Source organism: Corynebacterium hindlerae, from assembly GCF_014117265.1.
GTDB lineage: Bacteria > Actinomycetota > Actinomycetes > Mycobacteriales > Mycobacteriaceae > Corynebacterium > Corynebacterium hindlerae.
Map to the genome: position 1 here is coordinate 1,083,288 of NZ_CP059833.1, position 22,596 is coordinate 1,105,883.

The 22,596-nt window shown below is 55.9% G+C and carries 16 protein-coding genes; 5 read left to right on the top strand and 11 right to left on the bottom strand.

Annotated elements, in window-relative coordinates; translation table 11 throughout:
- Nucleotides 1–54 precede the first annotated feature (54 nt).
- The 3 genes from HW450_RS05250 to HW450_RS05260 all read right to left on the bottom strand — a co-directional run bounded on the left by HW450_RS05250 (nt 55) and on the right by HW450_RS05260 (nt 3,695).
- Nucleotides 55–924, bottom strand: a complete 870-nt coding sequence (locus tag HW450_RS05250) for a sugar ABC transporter permease (RefSeq protein WP_182386936.1) — start codon at nt 922–924, stop codon at nt 55–57.
- The gene (locus HW450_RS05255) at nt 924–2,330 is read right to left on the bottom strand and encodes a carbohydrate ABC transporter permease (protein ID WP_182386937.1); all 1,407 of its coding nucleotides are present in this window, start codon (nt 2,328–2,330) and stop codon (nt 924–926) included. The genes HW450_RS05250 and HW450_RS05255 overlap by 1 nt, the downstream gene beginning before the upstream one ends.
- Before the next feature lie 135 nt (nt 2,331–2,465).
- On the bottom strand, nt 2,466–3,695 hold the full coding sequence (locus HW450_RS05260) for an extracellular solute-binding protein (RefSeq protein ID WP_182386938.1): 1,230 nt from the start codon (nt 3,693–3,695) through the stop codon (nt 2,466–2,468).
- A 406-nt stretch (nt 3,696–4,101) separates the two neighbouring features.
- On the opposite strand from HW450_RS05260, the gene HW450_RS05265 reads away from it, so the two are divergent.
- Both HW450_RS05265 and HW450_RS05270 read left to right on the top strand, forming a co-directional pair.
- Complete coding sequence (locus HW450_RS05265; RefSeq protein ID WP_182386939.1) at nt 4,102–5,709, top strand: alpha-amylase family glycosyl hydrolase; 1,608 nt, start codon at nt 4,102–4,104, stop codon at nt 5,707–5,709.
- A complete protein-coding gene (locus tag HW450_RS05270) occupies nt 5,709–7,397 on the top strand; it encodes a glycoside hydrolase family 13 protein (RefSeq protein ID WP_182386940.1) in 1,689 nt (562 codons plus the stop codon). The genes HW450_RS05265 and HW450_RS05270 overlap by 1 nt, the downstream gene beginning before the upstream one ends.
- Before the next feature lie 111 nt (nt 7,398–7,508).
- Here HW450_RS05270 and HW450_RS05275 read toward each other — a convergent pair whose 3' ends face one another.
- On the bottom strand, nt 7,509–9,014 hold the full coding sequence (locus tag HW450_RS05275) for a GntP family permease (protein WP_331251792.1): 1,506 nt from the start codon (nt 9,012–9,014) through the stop codon (nt 7,509–7,511).
- Here HW450_RS05275 and HW450_RS05280 point away from each other — a divergent pair.
- Nucleotides 9,013–9,612: a TetR/AcrR family transcriptional regulator gene (locus HW450_RS05280; protein ID WP_182386941.1), complete on the top strand. Its 600-nt coding sequence runs from the start codon at nt 9,013–9,015 to the stop codon at nt 9,610–9,612. The two genes, HW450_RS05275 and HW450_RS05280, sit on opposite strands and share 2 nt — an antisense overlap.
- On the opposite strand, the gene mmsB is transcribed toward HW450_RS05280, so the two are convergent.
- Nucleotides 9,587–10,465, bottom strand: a complete 879-nt coding sequence (mmsB, locus tag HW450_RS05285; RefSeq protein ID WP_182386942.1) for a 3-hydroxyisobutyrate dehydrogenase — start codon at nt 10,463–10,465, stop codon at nt 9,587–9,589. The two genes, HW450_RS05280 and mmsB, sit on opposite strands and share 26 nt — an antisense overlap.
- Before the next feature lie 12 nt (nt 10,466–10,477).
- Nucleotides 10,478–11,998: a CoA-acylating methylmalonate-semialdehyde dehydrogenase gene (locus HW450_RS05290; protein ID WP_182386943.1), complete on the bottom strand. Its 1,521-nt coding sequence runs from the start codon at nt 11,996–11,998 to the stop codon at nt 10,478–10,480.
- A gap of 589 nt (nt 11,999–12,587) precedes the next feature.
- Between HW450_RS05290 and HW450_RS05295 the strand changes: the two genes are divergently transcribed.
- Nucleotides 12,588–13,304 carry a sugar transferase gene (locus HW450_RS05295; RefSeq protein ID WP_182386944.1) on the top strand — a complete coding sequence of 239 codons (717 nt, stop codon included), beginning with the start codon at nt 12,588–12,590 and terminating at the stop codon, nt 13,302–13,304.
- A gap of 184 nt (nt 13,305–13,488) precedes the next feature.
- On the opposite strand, the gene HW450_RS05300 is transcribed toward HW450_RS05295, so the two are convergent.
- From HW450_RS05300 to HW450_RS05310, 3 genes are all read right to left on the bottom strand, one after another.
- Nucleotides 13,489–14,202, bottom strand: a complete 714-nt coding sequence (locus HW450_RS05300) for a WecB/TagA/CpsF family glycosyltransferase (protein ID WP_182386945.1) — start codon at nt 14,200–14,202, stop codon at nt 13,489–13,491.
- Nucleotides 14,199–17,609, bottom strand: a complete 3,411-nt coding sequence (locus HW450_RS05305; RefSeq protein WP_182386946.1) for a fibrinogen-like YCDxxxxGGGW domain-containing protein — start codon at nt 17,607–17,609, stop codon at nt 14,199–14,201. The genes HW450_RS05300 and HW450_RS05305 overlap by 4 nt, the downstream gene beginning before the upstream one ends.
- A 230-nt stretch (nt 17,610–17,839) precedes the next feature.
- The gene (locus HW450_RS05310) at nt 17,840–19,345 is read right to left on the bottom strand and encodes a flippase (RefSeq protein WP_182386947.1); all 1,506 of its coding nucleotides are present in this window, start codon (nt 19,343–19,345) and stop codon (nt 17,840–17,842) included.
- 158 nt (nt 19,346–19,503) lie between these two features.
- On the opposite strand from HW450_RS05310, the gene HW450_RS05315 reads away from it, so the two are divergent.
- Complete coding sequence (locus HW450_RS05315; RefSeq protein ID WP_182386948.1) at nt 19,504–20,112, top strand: hypothetical protein; 609 nt, start codon at nt 19,504–19,506, stop codon at nt 20,110–20,112.
- On the opposite strand, the gene HW450_RS05320 is transcribed toward HW450_RS05315, so the two are convergent.
- Nucleotides 19,997–21,346: an O-antigen ligase family protein gene (locus tag HW450_RS05320; protein ID WP_182386949.1), complete on the bottom strand. Its 1,350-nt coding sequence runs from the start codon at nt 21,344–21,346 to the stop codon at nt 19,997–19,999. The genes HW450_RS05315 and HW450_RS05320 overlap by 116 nt on opposite strands.
- On the bottom strand, nt 21,337–22,554 hold the full coding sequence (locus tag HW450_RS05325) for a glycosyltransferase family 2 protein (RefSeq protein WP_232843340.1): 1,218 nt from the start codon (nt 22,552–22,554) through the stop codon (nt 21,337–21,339). The genes HW450_RS05320 and HW450_RS05325 overlap by 10 nt, the downstream gene beginning before the upstream one ends.
- Between the last annotated feature and the right edge of the window lie 42 nt (nt 22,555–22,596).

The following is a 22,596-nucleotide window of genomic DNA, read 5'->3' on the forward strand; positions in this document are numbered from 1 at the left end:
TGTTTTTCTCTCGGCTACCCCTTCACGGCTCCAGACATCGACTCCTGGTAGCGGCTACCCCTTCACGGCTCCAGACATCGACTCCTGGTAGTACCGCTGCATCAGGATAAACAGAATTGCAATCGGAATCGAAACGCACACCGCGCCCGCTGCAAAGCGAGCAAACCAATCATAGATGTACTCCTTCTGAAGCATTTTCCACAGGCCCAAAGACACCGTGTAATGCTCCTGCGTCCTCGCAATAGCCTTCGCCAGCACGAAGTCCAGCCATGGAGTCAAGAAGGACACAATAGATTGATACACAATCATCGGCTTCGAAATCGGCAGAATAATCTTGGTGAACACCTGCCAGCGGGTGCAGCCATCCAAAATCGCGGCCTCATCAAGGGAAATTGGAATGGTATCCATGAATCCCTTCATCACATAAAAGCCCATACCTGAGCCGGCCGAGTACACGATAATCAGCGCGATATTAGTAGTCCACCCCTGGGTAAGGCCCATCGCTTTCAAAATGAAGTAAATGGCGACAACGGCCATGATGCCAGGGAACATACCCAAGATCAGGGCGATGTTCATGTACACCTTACGGAACCGGAACCGCAGTCTACTGAGCGAGTAAGAAACGAACAGCACGAAAACCACGCTGATCACGCATGTGAAGCACGCAATAATAAACGTATTAATGAACATGCGGGGGAAGTTCAGCACCGTTTTGTCAGTAAACAGCGCCACGTAGTTATCGAATGTGTACTCTTCCGGGAAGAATGTGCTGGCGTACGGCGCCGTATTCTTGTTGAAGCTTTCGGCGAATACCCACACGATCGGAATAACCCAGATGATCGCCAGCACTGCAAGGAAGAGGTGAACAATCACATCGGTGACTTTCCGAGCTCTCACCATGTTTCCTGAAGAATTTTTACTCATCACTGGAATCCTTCCTCATTCCGGTAAGAGCCACTCCTACGGTAAGTAATCAAAGCCACAATGGAAAGGACCAAGAAGGTCAAAATACCGATCACGGCACCGACGTTGTAATCACCCTTATCCACCGTGAGCTTGTACAGCCACGTAATCAAAAGATCTGTCTTACCAGCAGAAGCGCCGACTGGGGTCGGGTCGCCACCCGAAAGAAGATAAATCACGTTGAAGTTATTGACGTTGGCAGTGAACGTAGTGATGAGGTACGGCGTCATCACAAAGAACATGTAAGGCAACGTGATATTGCGATATGTTTGCCACCAGCTCGCGCCGTCGATACGAGCAGCCTCGTACAGTTCACCCGGAATATTCTGCAAGATACCGGTCACCTGCATCACCGTGTACGGAATACCGATCCACAGGTTGATAATAATAACGGTGACACGGGCCCATGTTGCGTCGGTAAAGAATGGCAAACTGGAATCGATCAAACCGGCGTCGATAAGCAGGCGGTTAATGATGCCCTGCGGCTGTAGCATGCTGTGCATGACCAACAGCGTCACGAACATCGGCACGGCCACCGACATGGAGAAAATCGCGCGCCAGAATGCTTTTCCGCGTGTAGTTTTGCGCTCAATAAGCATGGCCAAGAACATGCCAAGGAAATAGTTAAGGAACGTGGCGAAGAACGCCCACACCAGCGTCCACGACAACACCGATAGGAACAATGACAGGTTGACGTCGCCACCAGTGTTGGAAAAGACCGCTTTGAAATTCTCAAAACCAACCCAGTCAAACTTCTGCACGTGCTTAGAGTCATAGCTGGTAAACGCCATGCTAATCATGAACGCGAGGGGCAGCACCGTGAAAATCACAATGCCTAGAGTTGGCAACGACATGAATAGGATAGGAGCGTCCTCGTCTTTGAGCGCCGCCAGATCCTCCCGCAGCGTGCGGGCACGCCCATTCTTTTCCACAAACGTTTGAGCTTTAAACGCACTACGGAGGGCCACCGTAGCAAACCACACAAACGCCAAAATCATAGCGATGGTCACGATGCCATCGAGCAACAGCACCACCGATGGTTCGCTATTTTGGTAAACCCAAAAGCCGTCGACTTTGGTTCGTGTTGCTTCACCAGTTCCAAGACCAGGAAGCTCTTTCAGTGCACTAACTCCCTTGGCAAAGAACAGATACAACGCCACAACTTCAATAGCAAAGAGCGCGATGCCCTTCACGTATTGCTTGCGGAGTACATTGCCCAGGCCAAAAACCACCACCGACAACTTGGTGATGAGGTCGCCTTCTCGCCATGATCGGGTCACTGTGTATTGATCAAGCTGACTGGGCACTCGCCGCTTCTTCGGAGCAGCCCCAGCTTGAGGAACTTGCAGTTGACTCGCCACAGACATGAGCCAACTTCTCCCTTCTCACATTGCAATGTGTTGGATTAGTGAGCAGCCACGCTGCCCTGAAAAGGTAGAGATATACGATGAGCCCGAAACTAAGTCCGGGCTCAACACTCTCATCAGTTAGGCAGCTACCAGCTACTTCAGTGCGCCAGCCCAGGCCTCAGTCTTCTCTGCGGCATTAGCCTCAGTGACTTCACCGTTAGTCAGTGCCTTCGCAAAGTTCTCGGTTGGGTTCCAGAACTGAGACATCTCCTTGATGGTTGGCTGCAGGATGGCAGCCTTGGAGACGGTGTCGAACAGAGCAACTGCTACTTCATCCTTAGAAACCGAGGCGTCATCCTTGAGGTTCAGGTCAGAAGGAATCACACCAGTGAGCTCGTAGTGAGACTTCTGGGATTCGGTGTTTGCCAGGAAAGCAGCGAACTGAGAAGCGACCTTAGCGTTCTTGGACTGTGGGTTGTAGCCCGTTGCCTTGGAACCGGAGAATGCCTTCAGCTGAATATCCTTACCGTTCAGCTTGTAGGTAGGAAGAGCTGCGACACCGAAGTCATCGCCCAGGGCTTCGCGAGCGTTCTTGGCATCCCAAGAACCGGAGAACACAACGTCCACGGAGCCGTTCTTCATACCGCCGATACCAGAACCATCAACGTCGTTGACAAAGTTAGGGTTCTTCACCATGTTGGACAGGTACTTAGTTACATCCGCAGCGCTGTTGCCCATATCAATGCCGGCAGCAGCGTCGTTACCGGAGGCGCCAAAGAAGGTTGCGCCTGCGCCCGCGTAGAAGGCCGGGAGGTACCAGGAGTTGGACAGTGGGAAGGAGACCTTCGCCTTTTCCAGCATGGTGTCGAGAGACTTGACGTCGTCAACGCTGAGCTTCGACTTGTTGTAGTACATGAACCAGGTGTTTGGCTCAAGCGGGACACCGTAGGACTTGCCGTCCTGCCCCTTGATCGAGTCTGCGATGGTGCCTTCAGCCTGCTTCTCCAGTTGGGCCATGCCGTCATCGGAGAGCTCGCCTACTGCGCCAGCGTCAAGCAGGGAGCCGAGCTGGTCGTTGGCGTAAATGTACACGTCAGCCGCAGCACTTGGGTCCTGGTTGACGGTGACACCTGCGTCTGCTGGTGACACTACGTTGTTTTTCCACGTGATCTTGAGATCCGGGTTTGCCTTTTCAAACTCTGCTTCAACATGCTGCAGCCAGCCGTCATTGCCGCTCTGATCTTCCTGGGAGGACCAAACGGTGAGCTGAACGTCACCGGAAGCGGATCCTGCGGAGTCACCAGAGTCAGAACCGCCAGAGCAGCCAGCCAATGCCAAGGTCGTTGCGGCAAGTACGCTGATTAGTTTCTTGCTTTTGAACATGTACGGATAGTCCCTTTCTGCACGAACAAGCGAGAATGTCCGCCCATGGCCCTTGCACACATACGCATACACAAACGGACATTTTCGAAGTACTAAGTTTCACCGTAGCCTAAACAGCGACTCTGATATATAGATTTTTGATGATAGTTATTTCACACCGGTTACAACCAAAACAAACATGACTACAACCAGCAGTTATTGTTTGTTCCCCAGCTCCGCTCACTGACTCAAAGCCTTCAAAAATCCCCCAAAGTAGGTATCTTGACCGGTAAAGACAACTATCAAACCCACTTATAACCATGGTCGCCGGCCAACAAAATATGTTTTGTCCAACACAAACCCACTTTTAGTTGCGTTAGTTCCCGTAACCTGTGGCCAGATGACGTCAACCTAAGGACTACATACGATGACACAGTCGAACCAATGGGTAGAAAGCGCAGTGTTCTACCAGATTTACCCTGCTAGCTTTGCTGATTCGAACTCAGACGGCATCGGGGATCTACGCGGCATCGTAACGCACCTGGACTACCTTTCCAGTTTGGGTATCACCGGAATTTGGCTCAACCCATGTTTTGCCTCCCCATTCAAAGATGGCGGCTACGACGTGGCCGATTACTACTCGGTGGCACCGCGTTACGGCACCAACGACGATCTCATCGCCCTGTTTTCCGCTGCACACGAACGCGGAATCAAGGTGATCCTCGATCTTGTTCCCAGCCATACCAGCGAGCAGCACCCTTGGTTTACGCTTAGTTCCGAGGCGACACCCAACGCATATTCGGACCGCTACATCTGGACCTCGCATGCGTTCGATCACGGCGACGGCATGCCGTTCATCGGCGGGGAAACGCCCCGCGATGCCACCTACATCCTGAACTTCTTCAAGTCCCAGCCGGCCCTAAACTATGGCTTCGCCGAGATCACACGGCCCTGGCAGCAGCCTATCGACGCCCCGGGCCCCCTAGCGAACCGGCGAGCGATGGCTGATGTGCTCAAGTACTGGCTCGCACGCGGAGCCGACGGGTTCCGCGTGGACATGGCAGATTCACTGGTGAAAAACGACGGCACCGACAAAACCACAACCATCACCGTGTGGCAAAACATCCTCGCCGAAGTAAAAGCAGAATTTCCCGATGCCTTCTTCGTTTCAGAATGGGGCAAACCATGGCAAGCGGTCGAGGCTGGTTTTGACGCAGATTTTTACCTCGACTGGCGTGGGAATGGGTACAACCACCTCGTGCGTAACACGGACACTGCGCTCGATAGAGTCAATGACCTTAGCTTTTTCAACTCTGACTCTGAATCCACCGCGCAAGAATTCTTGGACTGCTACCTGCCGCAGCTTGCCCAGATCCAAGGTCGTGGCTTTTTCAGCCTGATTTCTGGTAACCATGATTGCCCCCGCCTGGCACCTCGCCTCAATGAAGCGGAACGAAAGCTGTTCTTCACGTTCCTGCTCACGATGCCCGGCGTCCCTTTCATCTACTACGGCGACGAAATCGGGATGACCTACCGGCAGTTGCCCACCCACGAAGGCGGTTATGCACGCACCGGTTCCCGAACCCCCATGCAGTGGGATAGCGACAAACTAAACTTTGGTTTTTCTGACGTGGCAACAGATTTGCTTTATCTGCCGGTAGGGGATGATCCTGCTGTCAGTGTTACCAGCCAAGAAGGCGCCAATGGCACGATGTTGGAAACCGTGCGCAGCTTGATTGGGCTCCGGCAGCAGCATCCTGCATTGGGAGCATCCGCGAACGTCGAGTTCTGCAGCGAGGACGGCCACGATGAGCCCCATCCGAAGCTGCTCAGCTTCCTACGAAGCACAGCAGATGAAACGCTTCTGGTGGTGATAAATCTGCACCACCACGTAGTCAAGCACCCTATTGTCTCCGGTGCCGAGCGCCCTATCTTCAGCACAGGTGAGCTTCCAGAGATCGGCGAGTTCTCAGTAGCCGTCCCTGCACTCACCGCCGTCATTTTGTCCTCTTCCCAGGGAAAGGATCGTTCCTAATGCGTAAGCACTCACCCGACCAATGGTGGCAGCATGCCGTTATTTACCAGATCTACCCCAAGTCTTTCGCTGGAACGTCCCAGCCGCACGGTGACATCGCAGGCATTAAATCGCACCTCCGCCATGTCGCTGATCTGGGCGCCGACGCGGTATGGATCTCCCCGTTCTATGTCTCCCCGCAACGTGATGGTGGCTACGACGTAGCGGACTACCGCGATATCGACCCCATGTATGGGACCCGCGCAGACGTGGAAAACCTCATCGATTACGCTCACAGCATCGGACTGCGCATCATTTTCGATTTGGTGCCCAACCACACCTCTGACCAGCACCCCTGGTTCCAGTCGGCGCTCGCCGCAGGACCAGGTTCCCCAGAGCGTGACCGATACTGGTTCCGGCCTGGCCAAGGCGACAACGGCGAGCTGCCTCCCAACGACTGGGAATCCGTTTTCGGCGGGCCGGCGTGGACCCAGGTGAAGGCGAGGCCCGATGCCCCAGGGTCTGCATGGGAATCGGATACCTCCTGGTACCTGCACATGTTCGACACCAGTCAACCAGATCTATTTTGGGATAACCCTGAGGTTCGAACAGAGTTTGAGAGCATCCTGCGGTTCTGGTTGGACAGAGGCGTGGACGGTTTTCGGGTGGACGTGGCTCACGGCCTGTGCAAGTCACTCGACCTTCCCAACTGGCAGTTCCACTTTGAGATGGTCGAGGGCACCACTGACGACGACGTCCCTCCCCCACCCATGTGGAACCAACCGGAAGTCCACGAGATTTACCGCAGCTGGCGCACCGTACTGGACGAGTACGGCGAGGACAAACTCCTCGTGGCTGAGGTCTGGGCGGACACTCCGGAAAAGCTGGCCGAATATGTTCGACCCGATGAAATGAACCAGGCCTTCAACTTTGATTTCCTCGCCAGCCTGTGGAACCGCTCAGATCTGCAGAACGTGATCGACTACTCCCTACGGACGCTGGAGCATACCGGCGCACCGGCCACGTGGGTGATGTCCAACCACGATGTAGTACGAGCCACCTCACGCCTAGGCTTGGATATTCCTGGTGCTCGGCCCAATGGCATTGGTGCCACCGACCCACAACCTAACGCTACGCTCGGGCGGCTACGTGCCCGAGCGGCACACACATTGATTAACGCCCTGCCGGGTTCCACCTACATCTACCAAGGCGAAGAACTCGGGCTCCCAGAACACACATCCTTGCCTGACGTCGCCCGTCAAGATCCCACGTTCCCCCGCACCGCAGGCAAAGAACTTGGCCGAGACGGCTGCAGAATTCCGTTGCCGTGGACAGCCACGCTTCCCAACTTTGGCTTCACCACCGCGGAATCCACATGGCTACCCCAGCCCACGGATTGGGAAGCCTTTTGCGTGGACGTGCAGACCAAAGATCCTGCTTCTGAGCTGAGCTTTTTCAAGAAGCTTTTCTCGCTGCGGAAGGAATTTGAGCTTGGCCGGGGCTCACTTCAGAAATTCGACGCCGGTAGTGGCTCATTGGCATTCATCAACTCCGCTCGTGACCACGGACGGCCTGATGTCCTGATCGTAGTGACATTCAATGAACCATGCGCCGTCCCAGAAGGCTGGGGGTTACTCCTCAGTAGCCAGGATTGCGGGGACAGTGACACCGTGCCCGCCGATACCGCGGCGTTGTTTGTGCGCCGCTAGCGATAGCGATGTATGACGAGGAAAAACCCCTACGCTTTCCACGGAATTTACCTGGGAAAACACCAGTGGAAGGCGTAGGGATTTGTCGCCACTAAAAAGTCCCTATCATGGTTAAAACACAGCAGTTCCCGCAAGCAGGACCGACACTGCGATGATCGGGATCACCACGGTCACCATTGCCACATCCTTGTAGGACTGTTTGTGGGTCATGCCGCACACGAGCAGCATGGTGAGCACCGCGCCGTTGTGAGGCAGCGAGTCGAAGCTCACGGACGCCATTGCCATGATTCGGTGCATCGCTTCGAGTGAGATTCCCTGCTCGGTGGCCATCTGAGCCAGGTCAGCGCCGAAGGTTTCCAGGGTCATGGAGAGGCCTCCGGCGGACGAACCGGTGATCCCAGCGATGACGCCCGTAGAGATAACGCCCACGATCAGGGCGTTATCAGCGATGGAGAACACGCCGTCGCGAAGCAGCGTGAAGGCCGCCAGCGAGCCAATCACCGCACCGTAGCCGACCTCGCTGGCGGTGGTGAATACCGGGAGGATGGCAGATTTCGCACCGTCACCGAGGCCTTCGATGAAGACGCCGAACAGACCGGGGCGCATGAGGAAGATAACGATGATTGCGGTAGCCATGGCGACGGTGACCGACCAGGTTCCCAGCACCGCTTCTAGTTTCACCCCGCCGAACTTCTTTTCCGCCAGGTAACTGAAGTCCATCTGCTTGGAAAGCACGTAGATGAACAGGTAGTTCATCGCCACCACCACGGCGATGGGGATGAAACCAAGGATGCCACGGATCGCCACATTGCCCTCGACCCGATGCGCTGGAATGACGGAGTGGCCGCCTTCGGCGTCTTCCAGTTCCTTCAAGGCGGTGGCCCCGGAATCGGACCCGCCTGCCGGCTCATACAGTTCCCCGGCGCGATGCAGCGCTCGAACGCGATACTCTAGCCAGATCATGCCCATCACCAGCATCATCGCTGTGCCGATGAGGCCAATCGCAGGGGCGGCGTAGGAGGTGGTGCCGAAGTACTTGGTGGGGATCACGTTGTGTACTTGCGGGCTTCCTGGCAGCGCGGCGATGGCGAAGGTGATGGTGCCAAATGCGATGGCTGCCGGCATGAGTCGCTTCGGGATGCCAGCTTCTTTAAACAGCGCGGTGGCAATCGGGACGATGGTGAACGCCACTACCCATGCGCTCACGCCACCGTAGGTGAGTAGCGCGGTGGCCAGCACGGTGGAGGCCATGGCGCGTTTGGCTCCGAAGGCCTTGGATATGCCGTGTGCGAGGTCGTGTGCCAGACCAGAGACCGTCATCAAGCGGCCGAAAATCGCTCCGGTGAGGAAGAGCGGGAAGTAGTTAGTGATGAACTTGCCCAATGCTGGCATGAAGATTTGGGTGTAGGTGGCCAGCAGTGGGGCTCCTGAGAGCGCGGTGGCGAGAAGTGCCGCGATGGGTGCTGCGATGACGACCGAATGGCCTCGGTAGGCGAGCACGATCAGCACGATCAGCGACAGGAAGATGCCGATCATTGGAATAACCATGAAAAGCTCCGATTCATTCAAATAAGGTGGGTAGTCGAACCAAGCCAACGCAAGGGAGTCGAGTGCCATGAAATCCAATGAGCGCCGTCAGGCTGCGAACCCGCCTTCTGATACCAAGACCCGGATTTTGGAGGTCTCGCGTCAGATGTTCAGCGAGCGGACGTTCGCCCAAGTGTCCTTGAAGGAAATTGCGGAGGCTGCTGGGGTGAGCGCCCCGCTGATTATTAAGCATTTCCAGAGCAAGGAGACCTTGTTCGAGAAAACCGTGGATTTTTCGACGAGCGCGAAAGCCATGTTTAAGGGGCCTTTCGATCAGCTCGGGAAGACGTCCATCGCAGAAACATTGACCGCTCCCACCACCGCCCACTACTCCATCATTCGCACCATGACGGTGACGGATGGTTCGGAGAGGCACTTGGGCGCTATTGGGGAGCGGATCAAGCGAGACATCCTGGAAGTGTTGGAGGCGCGTATTCGGGCGGAAGCGCCATACCCGGAGCCGGATCCGCGGTTGCGGGCCCAGGCGGCTATGGCGCTTCTTACTGGATTGTCGTTGATGCGTCGCGTGGGAGATACCGACTTTGAGCAGTTCTCCCCCGCTGACATCACTGGCTATTACGCCGAGTTAGTCCAGGACATCATTAACGGTCACGAACCAACTCAATGACGTAGGAGCAGTCCTTGTCTCCGAATCCGGCGTCGACCGTCTCCTGGTAAAACGCAGCTGCTGCTTGTCCCAGCACCGCTGAGGTGCCCGTTTCCTCCAGCGCGGCCTTCGCCAGCCCCAGGTCCTTGTTCATCAATGCGTTGGCGAAGCCAGGCTTGAAGTCGTTGTTCGCCGGGGAGTTAGGCACTGGGCCGGGGACTGGGCAGTTCGTGGTGAGCGCCCAGCTCGCGCCGGTGGAGTTGGACACCACGTCGAAGAACGCTTGTGGATCCAGGCCGAGGCGCTCGCCGAGGACCATGGCTTCCGCGATAGCGATCTGGTGCACCCCAAGGATCATGTTGTTACAGATTTTCACGGCTTGACCGGCACCGATGTCGCCACAGAGTGTGGCGCTGCGGCCCATGACGTCGAAAAGCGGGCGTGCCTCACCAAAGACCTCCTCGTCGCCGCCGACCATGAAGGCGAGGGTGCCTGCCTCTGCGCCGACGATGCCGCCGGAGACCGGTGCGTCGAGGAAGCGGTGGCCTGCAGCCTGCACCTTCTCCGCTGCGGCCCGTGCGTCAGCCACGGCGATGGTGGAGCTGTCAATGAACAGCGCACCCGCGCTTGCCGACGGCAGGATCTCCGTCAACACGGCGTCTACCAGTTTGCCGTTCGGCAGCATCGTGTAGATCACCTGGGCGCCTTCTGCTGCTGCAGCGGCGGATTCCTGCACGTCGACGCCGTTCTGGCGCGCCTTGGTCTTGGCTTCCTCCATGACATCGAAGCCACGGACGGTGTGTCCTGCCTTGACCAGGTTGGCAGCCATGGGGCCGCCCATGTTTCCGAGTCCGATGAATGCGATTGTGCTCATGAGTAGTCCTTCCTAGTCCATCTGTGGCATCGAGAAGTCAGCGCCGGTGGCAGCACCGGACGGCCAGCGGGAGGTGACGGTCTTGGTCTTGGTGTAGAAGCGGAAGGAGTCCGGGCCATGCTGGTTCAGGTCGCCGAAGCCGGAGGCCTTCCAACCGCCGAAGGTGTGGTACGCGATCGGCACTGGGATTGGAACGTTGATGCCCACCATGCCGACCTGCACGCGCTCAGCGAACTCGCGGGCAGCGGCCCCGTTGCGGGTGAAGATCGCTACACCGTTGCCGTAGACGTGCTCGTTAGGGAGCTTGATGGCTTCTTCGAAAGACTCGGCGCGCACAATGCTCAGGACCGGGCCGAAGATTTCCTCGGTGTAGATGCTCATGTCCGGGGTGACGTGGTCGAAAAGGGTCGGGGCGATGAAGTAGCCACCTTCCAGGGAGTCGCCCTCGAAGTCGGAGTCCGTGGCGCCTTTGCTACGGCCGTCGATCACCAGATCAGCGCCGGCTTTTTCCCCTTCGTCGATGAGGGACTTAATGCGATCGAGTGCAGACTGCGCCACCACCGGGCCATAGTCGGCCTTCGGGTCCAGGGAGTGCCCCACCCTGAGGGATGGGATGCGCTCCTCGAGCTTCTTGCGCAGCGTGTTGGCGGTCTCCTCGCCCACTGGCACAGCCACGGAGATAGCCATGCAACGCTCACCAGCGGAGCCGTAGGCGGCACCGACAATGGCGTCAACGACCTGGTCCATGTCAGCATCCGGGAGGATCAGGGCGTGGTTCTTCGCACCACCGAAGCACTGGGCGCGCTTGCCGGTGGCAGCGCAGCGCTCGTAGATGTACTGCGCGATCGGGGTGGAGCCCACGAAGCCGACTGCCTTGATGACATCGAAGTCCAGGATCGCGTCTACCGCAGTCTTATCACCGTGGACCACGTTGAACACACCGGCTGGGCCACCGGCCTCGATGAACAGCTCCGCCAGGCGAACCGGAACAGATGGGTCGCGCTCCGATGGCTTGAGGACGAAGGCGTTGCCGCAAGCCAGCGCTGGCCCGGCTTTCCACAGCGGGATCATCGCCGGGAAGTTGAACGGGGTGATACCAGCGACCACACCCAGTGGCTGGCGCATGGAGTAGACGTCAATGCCAGTGCCTGCGGAGGTGGTGTACTCGCCCTTGAGCAGGTGTGGTGCGCCGAGGGAAAACTCGAGCACGTCCGTGCCGCGGATGATGTCGCCCTTGGCGTCGTCGAAGGTCTTGCCGTGCTCGAGAGAAAGAGTACGAGCGATCTCATCAATGTTCTCGTTGATCAGTGCAATCCACTTCATAATGACGCGGATGCGCTTTTGTGGGTTCGTCTTCGCCCAACCCTGCTGCGCCTGAGCAGCATTAGCGATCACGTCATTGACTTCCTCGGTGGAAGCCAGCGGGACCTGGCCCTGCACCTGGCCAGTGGATGGGTTCATCACGTCATCGGTGTTCGCGGTGTTGCCTTCTACCTTCTTGCCGCCGATGAAGTGTGGGATTGTGTACGTCATGATGATCTCCTTCGGGTTACATGTGTCTTGCAACACACAATAGGGAGATCTAGATCACACGGAAAGCATTAAATGACGTTTACCCCTATGTGGCGGTTAACGCAGTTCATTGTTATAGCAAGCCCTACCGTAACTAAACCCATCCCCTACATCGACAGGCGAGCTCCACACCACCTCCGACATCACACCTTAGGCACCTGAACTTATCTAAATCTTATGTTTCACTTATCTGAAGTAAACCTGTTTTCCAGGCCGGGATGCACCATCCCACCGTTAACCGTCCTCCATCTCGATTAAAAACGGAAACCTTAACAGCGGATTCCCGTTAACCAAAACTTCCTTCCATCAGGCATAAAAGTAAAACCCGCTACACACACGAACCCCCTCTTGTCTATCAGCGCAGCGAGACATGTGGGCGAATGTATTTTTGACAAAACATCAACATCCTCTTAGTATCTAAGTCTAATACTGAGGTTTTGCTCAGCTTTTATTTAGGCCCTTTAGTGCGATCTGCGCCAACGGAACTTAGGCCCATTCCTATAGATGAAATTCATCTCGTTGGCCAGAATGCTGCGAACGAGGAGAGACTATGCGCACCCAGCCCCACGAACTTGTACTCACCCCCGTCATCGCCGACTCTTTTCCGCTCCAGCAGACACATGTTCACCCGCCTCGAACGGAAAGCGCTACCTACCTTGTCATCAAGCGAGTCTTTGACGCCAGCTTTGCATTCAGCGCTATCATCATACTTTCTCCGCTACTGGCTGTTATTGCACTCTTGATCAAGCTGCAAGACGGTGGGCCAGTATTGTTCACCCAGCTCCGTGTCGGTCACAACCAAAAGCCGATTAGGATGTACAAGTTCCGCACCATGCGCACCGATGCCGAAAAGATGCTCCCCCATCTCATGGAGGTCACTGCTGGTTCAGAGGAACGAGCCGGAAACAATGTGCTTTTTAAACTGAAGGACGACCCCCGTGTCACGAAACTCGGGACGTTCCTTCGCCAGTACAGCCTCGATGAGCTTCCACAGCTTTTCAACGTGTTGCAGGGCAACATGTCTCTGATCGGGCCACGACCTCCACTGCCACGTGAAGTAGAAAACTTTGACCAGCGCGCCCTGCACAAATTCGATGTCAAACCAGGAATCACGGGACTGTGGCAAACGATGGGGCGTTCCAATCTCCCTTGGGAGGAAGCCATTGCCTTAGACCTGCATTACGTCGAGCACCGCAGTATAGCTATGGATACCAAGATCTTTTTCCGCACCTTCAAGGTCGTTCTATCCCGTGAGGGCGCCTACTAGAGCTGGTAAGCGCACATTTCCGCGCTGCGGATAGCGATTAGCTTTCCGCAGCAATTTGCTACGCCTTCAGCCTTCATCTACCTGCGTTTTTCTGCTAGTAAGGCGAAGGGATTTGTCTCGCGCGGGAAATCCCTATCGCATAACCTTTACAGGGGGCAGCTGTTACAGCTGCCCCCTGTAAAGGTTAGCGTTGGAAACCGGTAGCGGTCACACGATGTGGTAGTCGTTTGAAGTACCCGACTACGTCTTTTCGTCGCTTGACAAAGTCGACTGCGTCAATGGTGTACCTCCGGATTAGCCTGCGAGGTTCATGAGCGATGCGCCAGGCCCACCCTAGTCGTAGTTTGTGGATAATCGGCGGGAAGTATTGCTGTTTGCTGGCTAGCTGGCTTACCCAGCCTCCTGCGGTACAGACGATGGCTTCCGGAAACAGTCGATGCATTTCTAATGCGACGGTATCTTGCAGGCCAGCGCCTAATCCCAGCACGATGACATCCGGGCGAAACTCGTGGAGCTTATGTGGGTCGCGACGCAGCTCTGCAAGCTCACCAAAACCATCAAAACCAATTGCCTTATGCGCGGTGATCCGCTGGGCGGCTGCACGCGCGATGCCTGGTTCTGCGCCAATAACGGCGATCCGGGAACCTGGCTGCAAGATGTCGTCGAAAAGCACTGGCAATACCAGGTCGGCGGAGGTACGACCAATCCCTAAGCCGTTCCTCATGAGGAGCAGTTGTAATAGGGTACCGTCAATTCCAATCGCGCTCATGAGAGCGAGTTCCTCCCGGTCAGTGCGAAAAACTGACCAGTGGTTAAGCCAGGTGACCACCGTGCCGGGACGGGCGATTTCCCGCGCGAACGAGTCCACTACATCAGGAAAAGCTGTTTTGGTTGTCATGGTTTAATCACCTTTGCTGTCATGTCGAAGGTCACATTCGGTGTGGCGCGGTAATTGACGTGTGTTTCCACCCCGATTCGGTTGGCGCCATCATGGAGCGACGCCACGGGGATTTGGATTACGAGGGGCTCTGCGGCGGCAGTCTCAGTGTGAACTGCACGGTTGGCGTAGGTGAAGTGGTTTATCTCCCCGTCATCAAGCCGCAACCGCCCGACTTCCATTCCGTTGACTCGCACCAACGCTCCATCGTCAGCCCGGACCCGGAACTCAATCACGGCGTCCGCGGGCAACGTTTCCTTATCGATCCTCAAGTCATGCGCGAAGTACGTGGTAATCGGACGTTTGGTTCCGGTTAACTCAATCGACGTCGCCAGGGATGTTTCTCCCCAACCAAGGGGCGCCGATCCTTGCTGCCAGTCGGTCAATTGACCTGCGGTGTGCCAGTGTGTCTCTGGTTCCTCATCTTGGGACCAGTACTGCCATTGGCTGCCAGCCCCGATCAGCTCCTCTTCGTTGGTGAGCGTTGGAAGGTCAGGTTGCGTGGGCGAGTCGACGGCCGGTGTGAAGTCGCTAATGTGCAACGACCCGTCAAAGCTCATCGACGCACTACCTCGATAATTTAGGTGCGTTTCCACTCCAATGGTGTTAGTTCCGGCGCTAAGCCAAGATGACGGAATGCTCAGCGAGTGCCGCTCCGCGTGCGCAGCTCCCAGGGGTACAGCACCGTTGGCGCGGGTATCGGGAGTGACGGCGCCGGATCCCATTCGAATTCGGCTGACTTCACGGCCGTTGAGGTAGACCACGGCGCCATCATCTGCCACAACTTCCAACGTGGCCGTCGTGAAGCTCTTCGGATCAGTCACCTCAAAGTCCTTGGCAAACCACGTAGTAATCGGTCGCCCATTTGCCGGTGGGGTGATTTGGGTTGTCAGCAACTTGCCACCATATCCAAGTGGCGCGACGCCTTCCGCCCACGAACTACGATCAGCCGCTGGCAGGTTCCAACCAGCTTCGACAGGGCCTTGGTTATAGGAGTACTGCCACGATTCCCCTGCTCCGATGAGAACGCTTGGGTTGTTTTCCGCTTCCTGCGGGCTCGGGGCGTGCGCCACCGGCGTTGTCATTGAGAAATTGCCAGCCTTATCGACGGCCCGTACAAAGAATCGATTCTCTCCGCCATGCGGGACCCGGGCACGCGGCGCATTAACTGTTGCGATTACCCGATCATCACGCAGCACCTGGTAGTTTTCCGCATCTGCAACAGGCTCCCAACTCAAGTTCACTGAGTCAGCCGTTGTACCCGAAGTGGACAGCTGCGTTGGCGCTGCAGGGGGCTGGACGTCCTTGGCTGGAAAACGAACAAATCCCCCATTCCATTGCGAGGAATTAAGCGTGGTAAACGAACCAGTGAAGTCTCCACCTGCCCACACCGCACCGTCAGAAGCGACAAACAGTGCCCATGCGCCCGCATTTTTCGATTTGAGCTTGTACGGAGAGAACTGACCAAGCTGCTTTCCAGTAGCAGCATCCCATGCTCCGAACCACTGGATGTTGTCCGAACGCGTCCATTCGTTACTCAATGTAGGCCACGAATAGGCATTTTCATAGGTGTTTTGCGAGCAATGGCAACCTGCGTACGTGACAGAGCCATCGGAGGCTATTGCTTGAAAATCCCCGCCTCGGGTTTTGGTCACGGACCCTGATACTCGCTGCAAAGTCTCTGGGTCATAGCCAAAGAGCGCATGCTGCGCGCCACCAAAGAACACCAAACCACCGGAGTGGTCCACTGCTTGTTGATAGGTTTGCGGTTCGTGGAAAAAACTGCCCTGGAAGTTTAATTTGGAATCGACTGCTGCACCAGGCGCCGCGGAGATCGCTGCGGCTTTCTTTACTGTCGTCTTGCCGGAAGTAGTGAAGTACCCCGCAACATACACAGTGGAAGCAGATTCATCGGTATCGATATCCAGTACCGTTCCATTAAATTCGGGATTCCAACTCCGATCTGGGGTGCCGTTAAGATTCACGCGCCCCGCAGCTCGGCCATATACGAAGTGGTTGTGGCCCGTGGTGAAGTGCGTGAAGTTTCCGCCTACGTAGATCTTGTCTCCGCCTAAGGCCAGGGATTTAACACTCACCATGCCACCGGATAGTCGGTTGATAATCTGCAGGTTCCAAGTCTCATCGATGGCGCCGGTAGCGGGATCAACCAGCACAGTGCCGGAGTGGGGCTGGCCATTAGCGGTGCGAAAATCTCCACCGATGAGCAATTTCCCGTTGGGCATTGCCACAAGCGCTTTGGCCTGGTTATCCAAAGTGACGTTAAACTCTGGGCGTAGTTCGCCGGTGGTTTTGTCAAAAGCTGCGATGCCGGTACGCGGCATCACAGTGCTACTCCGACGCTCTTCGGCCTGAGTGAAGTTACCAGCGACAAACATGGTATCGCCGATTTCCGCGAATGCCTGGACGGGCGCATTACCTTCGGTGGTGCGACCATTGAGGTTCCCCGTCACTCCCCAGGTGGTGGGAGAAGCGAAGTTCGACGCTATTGGGCGCTGATGAGAGGAGTCCAGACCTGAATCAGCGATGCGCTCAAAACGCGGGTCGCTGGCAGAAACTCGAGGCCGAATATAGACCTCCGTGTAGGGCACAGGCATGTTGCCAGTCGCACTCCACAAGAAGTCTCCCGGATCTTTGCTACCTCCCCATGCGAAAGGACCATAGGCGAAGCCGAGCTGGTATTCCCGCTGATTGCTTTCTGTCAAATCGAGCGATCGCCACATGGAGTCAATGCCAAAGCGCTCGTCCATGGATGCTGCTTTGAACCATTGACCGAAATCTTCGTACCGGAACAGTGGTGCGTGGTCTGATGCCAAGCTCCACGACCATGTTGTCATTCGCTCCGGAATGAGGTTCATTGCCCGGAACTGGGTGCCGGCACTGTCAGCGGATCGCACGATGCGGATGCCTTCCGGCAACTGATTCACCGCAGTGCCAGCGAGCAATCCGTCAATCTTTTCCGCAGCTAGCTGCGCGACTGGGAAGTCTTCTGGCGTGCGGTTGCGCGTCAATAGGTCCGCAGGAGTGCGCTGGCCGTCCGGATAACGATCCCATCCTTCCCGCCCCTTACCAATGAGAACCCAGCCGCCACCTGCACTGGTTTGATCACAAAAGAATTGTGCAGGGGCCGACATTTGCGGGGTGTAGAGCCAGTAAACACCGTCTTTACTCTGGGGAGCTTGTTGTTTAATTTCCCAACAGGATGCTGCTGCTGTTGCTGACGTCGTACCGTCTCGGACGACAGAACCCGCAACCACATCAGCGGACTGTGCTACGGGAGGAACCCCGAGACTGGTCACACTGAGTAGGATGCCTGCGACGAGTGCGCTGACTCGACGAAGTCGTTGCATGTTTTCTACCTTTGCCACCGATCCGCATCGCCGTCGGTGGATCAAGTAGTCACACTCAGACAGCTAGCGTACAAGAATTACAACTTGATACATTAATGTTTTTCTTAGGTTTTCAGCAATTTTCTGTCATTAAACCAGGCTTGCAGGGTAAAAAATAAGTGTTTACCCCTGTTTATAAGAGCGAGGTTAGCTGAATATAATTTACTGCTACTATTAATAATACTTTGTTGTTATCTGTTTTGCTGAGCGTGCAACGTAGCCAGTAAGCCATCCAACTGCAGCTCTTCACGCAACTTCCAACAAAGAACAAAGAAGACGACTACACCCCCACCCCCCGTCACACACAACGACATCAAAGTGTTGCCCCACAAGACCAACACCGCACAAGCTGGCAGCCCAAAGGCAGCTAACACGACAGCTAATGGACGCAATACCTCAAGGGGCTGCATGGAGATTCCCAAAAACACCCGCACTTCAACGGCAGCCAGTAACGCATCAAGCACTTGACATACCATCCACACCAGAGCTGCTCCCGGCAATCCGAAAGCAGGAATGAGCACTAGGTTTCCCACAACGCAGATGACCAGCACAATTGCTTTATTTGCAGCAGCCCATCCACTCCTACCACTCATGATGAGCAGCGAATGAATATTGCCAGCCATGAAGGTGACCGCCATACCCAACGCCAGGATGGACAACGACAGCGCTCCAGGAACAAATTCTTCCCCAAACAACCCCAGAAACACTGGAGAAAAGATGCCCAACAAGACATATGCCGGTGACGCCAAGAGCACCAACCATATTGATGCCGTTGTGTACAGTTCACATACCTGCTCATTTTGTTTCCGATGCAGCAGCGCCGAAAACTTCGGGGAAACTACAACACGCAATGCGGCGTCGACAAGCAGCCCTGCCTGAATAAACCGCGCTGCACCACCATAAACACCTGCAGCTTGGTCACTCAGCAGCCAACCGATCATGAGGACAGGAAGCCAAGCCAGCGCTTGCTCCAAACCAGCCGAGACAGTACGCGGGGTAGCAAAACGCCACACTTCGAACCATCGCTGCCAGGATGGCAACCGAGGCCCCAACACCGCACCCTCCAGCACCTTAATGTGCTGCATGACCAGGCCTCCAGCAACAACAGAAAGCAGGACAAACGGCACCGCCCACGCCACCGAGACCACAGCGATTGAGCCCGCACCTAGGATTGCAATGACGACAAAGATGGGGCGCAGCAGCGGAAGCGCGATGTTAGAAATCAGAACGTACTCCCGCACAGAGCCAAGGGATCGCAAGATCGCCGTCACTGTGAGCATGACAGCCCCAAAAGGAACCAGCAGCATCACCGCCCGCACGGCATCGCGCAGTACGCCATTTTCCTCGGCCCAGATGAAGGGGGACAGCACTTCCATCACTGCGGTGAGCAGCACGCTCACCCCCAGCGCCGTACCAACGCAGGCTACAGCTGCCGAAAACACTTTAGGAGCGTCGTCTACCTTTACACGAGGAATCAGGTAGATGGAGGTAGAGTCCATTCCAAATTTTGCGAAGGCCAACACCATAGCGAAGATACCTGTGACCTGGAAGAACAGACCGGCGCCCTCCGCCCCCATCAAGCGGGATACGATCACGGTGAGTACGAAACCCATGCCCGCGCTAAACGCTGAGCCAACAAAACTCAGCGATCCACCGCGAGCTAACTCCTTGCGTTGGGCTTGGTGACTAGCCACCATAGGATCGGCTCCTTTCCACTGAGCAGGGCCTAGCCAGTACCCGATTGCAGTAAATGCTAGATCCTGAGTATAGAATGATTTTAAAATTAAGCTTTTTTATGAATTTACTGATGGATTGGTTTGCGTATTCCATTGGTCTTTCGGATGAGCGGAGCACAATGTTTACCCAGTCAACACGAGGCAAACTGTCGGCCATTGCATTGCTCGCTACTAGCCTGGTGGCCTGCAGCACGGACAAGGATCCTTCATTAGCTTCTAAGACCGAGGCAGTGGCAAGTTCCAGCAGCCACGCATCGTCCGAGGATGCAGCACATCCCACTCCCCAACGGTCTACATCAACTGTCGCTGCACCAACGCAAGCCGACGCAGAAAGTATCACCCCAGACCTCGTGGCAGACGCAATAGAAAAAAGTATGACCGTTTTGGAGCAACCGACGGACAACATTGATCTGACACACGTTCTTACCGGCGCTGCACTAGAGGCACGGGAAAACGAACGCCAAGAACTGGAAGCTAATGGACTGCGCCAGGAAGGCGCAGCTAAGGTCATCCATTCTGAGATCACCCCAGGCCAAACACCGAATGTAATGAACGCGCACCTGTGCGTGGACAGCACTGATATTAAGCTTTTCGATAAGAACAATGTGCATGTCAACGCACACGTCCCCGCCGAGGAGCAACGCTCGGCGTTGCTCGCCTCATTCGAGAAGGTCGACGGACAGTGGAAGCTGGCAGATCTTCAATTCCCGAACGATCCCCGCTGTTAGCTCCTTCCGTGGGCCGCAGCAGCATTCCTATGGCAACCATCGTGACCATAATCCCGGTCATCATGCCGTAGTAGAACGTTTCCACGATGGAAGCAAGAACAATGCCACCGAGCATCGCTCCCACGAAATCAGTTCGTCGCGCAGAATAAAGCACTACTGCCACTAGACAACCCCAGAACAGCGCGAGGCCAATAAACCCATGCGAGTACATGACAGTCCACAGCTGTCCCTGAGTTCCGAGCGAAGGTAACCACGGGTACTCCGCAGGACGCGGTGAACCATGCCCAAACAGCGGGGAAATCAGCGTTTGGTCAAAAGTGTCCAGGTACAGGCTTTTGCGGTCTTCCGTAGAGTTTGTCTCTTCAATTCGCGAAAAGAAGTTTTCACCGAACGGAGAAAAGAACCACGCTGCGCTGGCTACCGCCATCCCTGCGGCAAACTTGAGTAGTGGCACTATGAACCCGCGACGCAAGGATTGCACAATCACCCACAGCCCCACCACACCGAGGCCAATGAACATTCCGCGGTTGAGGGTAGATAGTGCCGGAGGAACACTGGCTAGCACGATGGCCAAAGCCCACCATTTTCGCTTAGTTCGCCAAGTAAGCCACAAGTAGATCAGCGCAAAAGGCAACACAACCGAGTACACGTTTCCCCATGTGTTCGCATACAAAAACGGTGCCACCGGCCGAACGGCTTGTTCCACCCACGCATCTGGCTTCCACTGGGTCAGCCTGCGAACCACCATGTCAGAAACCAAGGGATTACGCTGCAACGCCCCCGGGATGACATAGGACATCGGTGTACGAATAACCAACTCAGGCATTGCCAACGCCCAGTATCCGCACAGCGTCATACCCGCAAGCAGCCACACCATGGCGCGGCTAACCCGCAGCATTGGCAGTGCTCGACGAGCGTTGTAAAGGTACACAGCAAACATCCCCGCCGCAGCGTATAGCAGCAGCCGATAGGTGGCGCCCACGATACGTCCCGCAGTGTCATTCATAGCAAGGGACACCACGACCCAACCGCAAAAAAGCAGCCACAGCAGCAGGTGCTTTGGGATGTGAAACTCCCGGATGCTCAACAAATACACCGCCATGACCACGCCTGCTATGAGCCATACGAAATCCCCAATACCTAGCAACCACCAGGCTAGGTAGCCGGCAAAAGGCAACACAACAGGCCAGCCGGGCAACCGATCCACAGCTGTGCGTGGCTGAGCTAGCGCCATGACCGCCACTGCCTTGCCGCAGCACGTAAATATCGCCACGGGCCTATCACGAAGCCGGTGATCTCTGCCTTAGTCAATGATCGCGGCACATCCGGATCTGACCCGACCATGCGCTGAGATCCGGGCGCTAACCTACGCGCCACTGCGGGGATCCGACCTGCCAGCTGCACAATAGATTGAGGACGGTGCACCACCGTTTTGCACAGCAGTGCGGCCATCCCGGTGCCATTGCCAAAACTCTGTTTTTCCAGGCCACTGAGATCTCGGCGATGCACGTGATGGACGATAGCGTCCGGGTTCGTGATGATCGCAAAACCGGCGTGCAGCACGCGCGCGAAGGCATCAAGATCCTCGCCACCGTTGGTTAGAGTGCCCGCGCCAAGTGACGTATCAAATGGACCGATTTCCTCCAGAACTGCCCGTCGAAAAGCCATCGATACGCCCGCCCCCACCCGCGCGGTAGCGAAAGGATACAGCGGCCCGCCCTCGCCAGGTTCGCCAAACCCGACAACTGAGGCGTTGCTTTTCGATAGCGACCACACCGTAGGCGAGGTGACCTTCGGGAACCCACCACGGGCTTCAAAAAAGCGTTGCGAAGGATGTAGCAGTTCCGCTGGAAAGACTGGGCCCGTAACCGCACCCACACGCCCCTCATCATCTGCTTCAAACACAGCAAGTAGGGCAGAGAGCCAGTGACGGTCGGTGATAGCGTCATCATCAGTAAAGGCAACCACGTCACCGGTGGAAACGCTCACACCCGTGTTACGCGCAAACGACAGCCCTCGCCTGCTCTCAGCCACAATACGTAACCGAGGATCAGAGATAGCTTCTAGCTGTTGGGCCACATTGCCACTCGTTGGATCATTATCAACGACGATCAACTCAAAATTTTCATGGTCTTGGGTCAACAAAGATTCCACTGCAATTCGCAGCAAAGCAGTAGATCCTAAGGTACAAAGCACTACGCTTGCTTTAAGCTGCGAACCACTGCAACAATCCCAAGCGCGTTGCGCATCAGCACCTTCTGTAGCTGCAATCGCTCGCTCTACCAAATCATAGGTGCCATCCAACCAGGTGTATCCGAGAGTGCGGATACCTTTTCGAACCAGAATTGCTGCCCGCGGCGCTGAGAAATCCCCAGAAATCACCCCTAGTTCCATCGTTTCGGTATCCAGAACCCCGACTAGGCTGCGCTGATTATCTATCAAACCGCTGTCCTCTTCTTGTGGCGGCAACGCCGCGATCCGGTG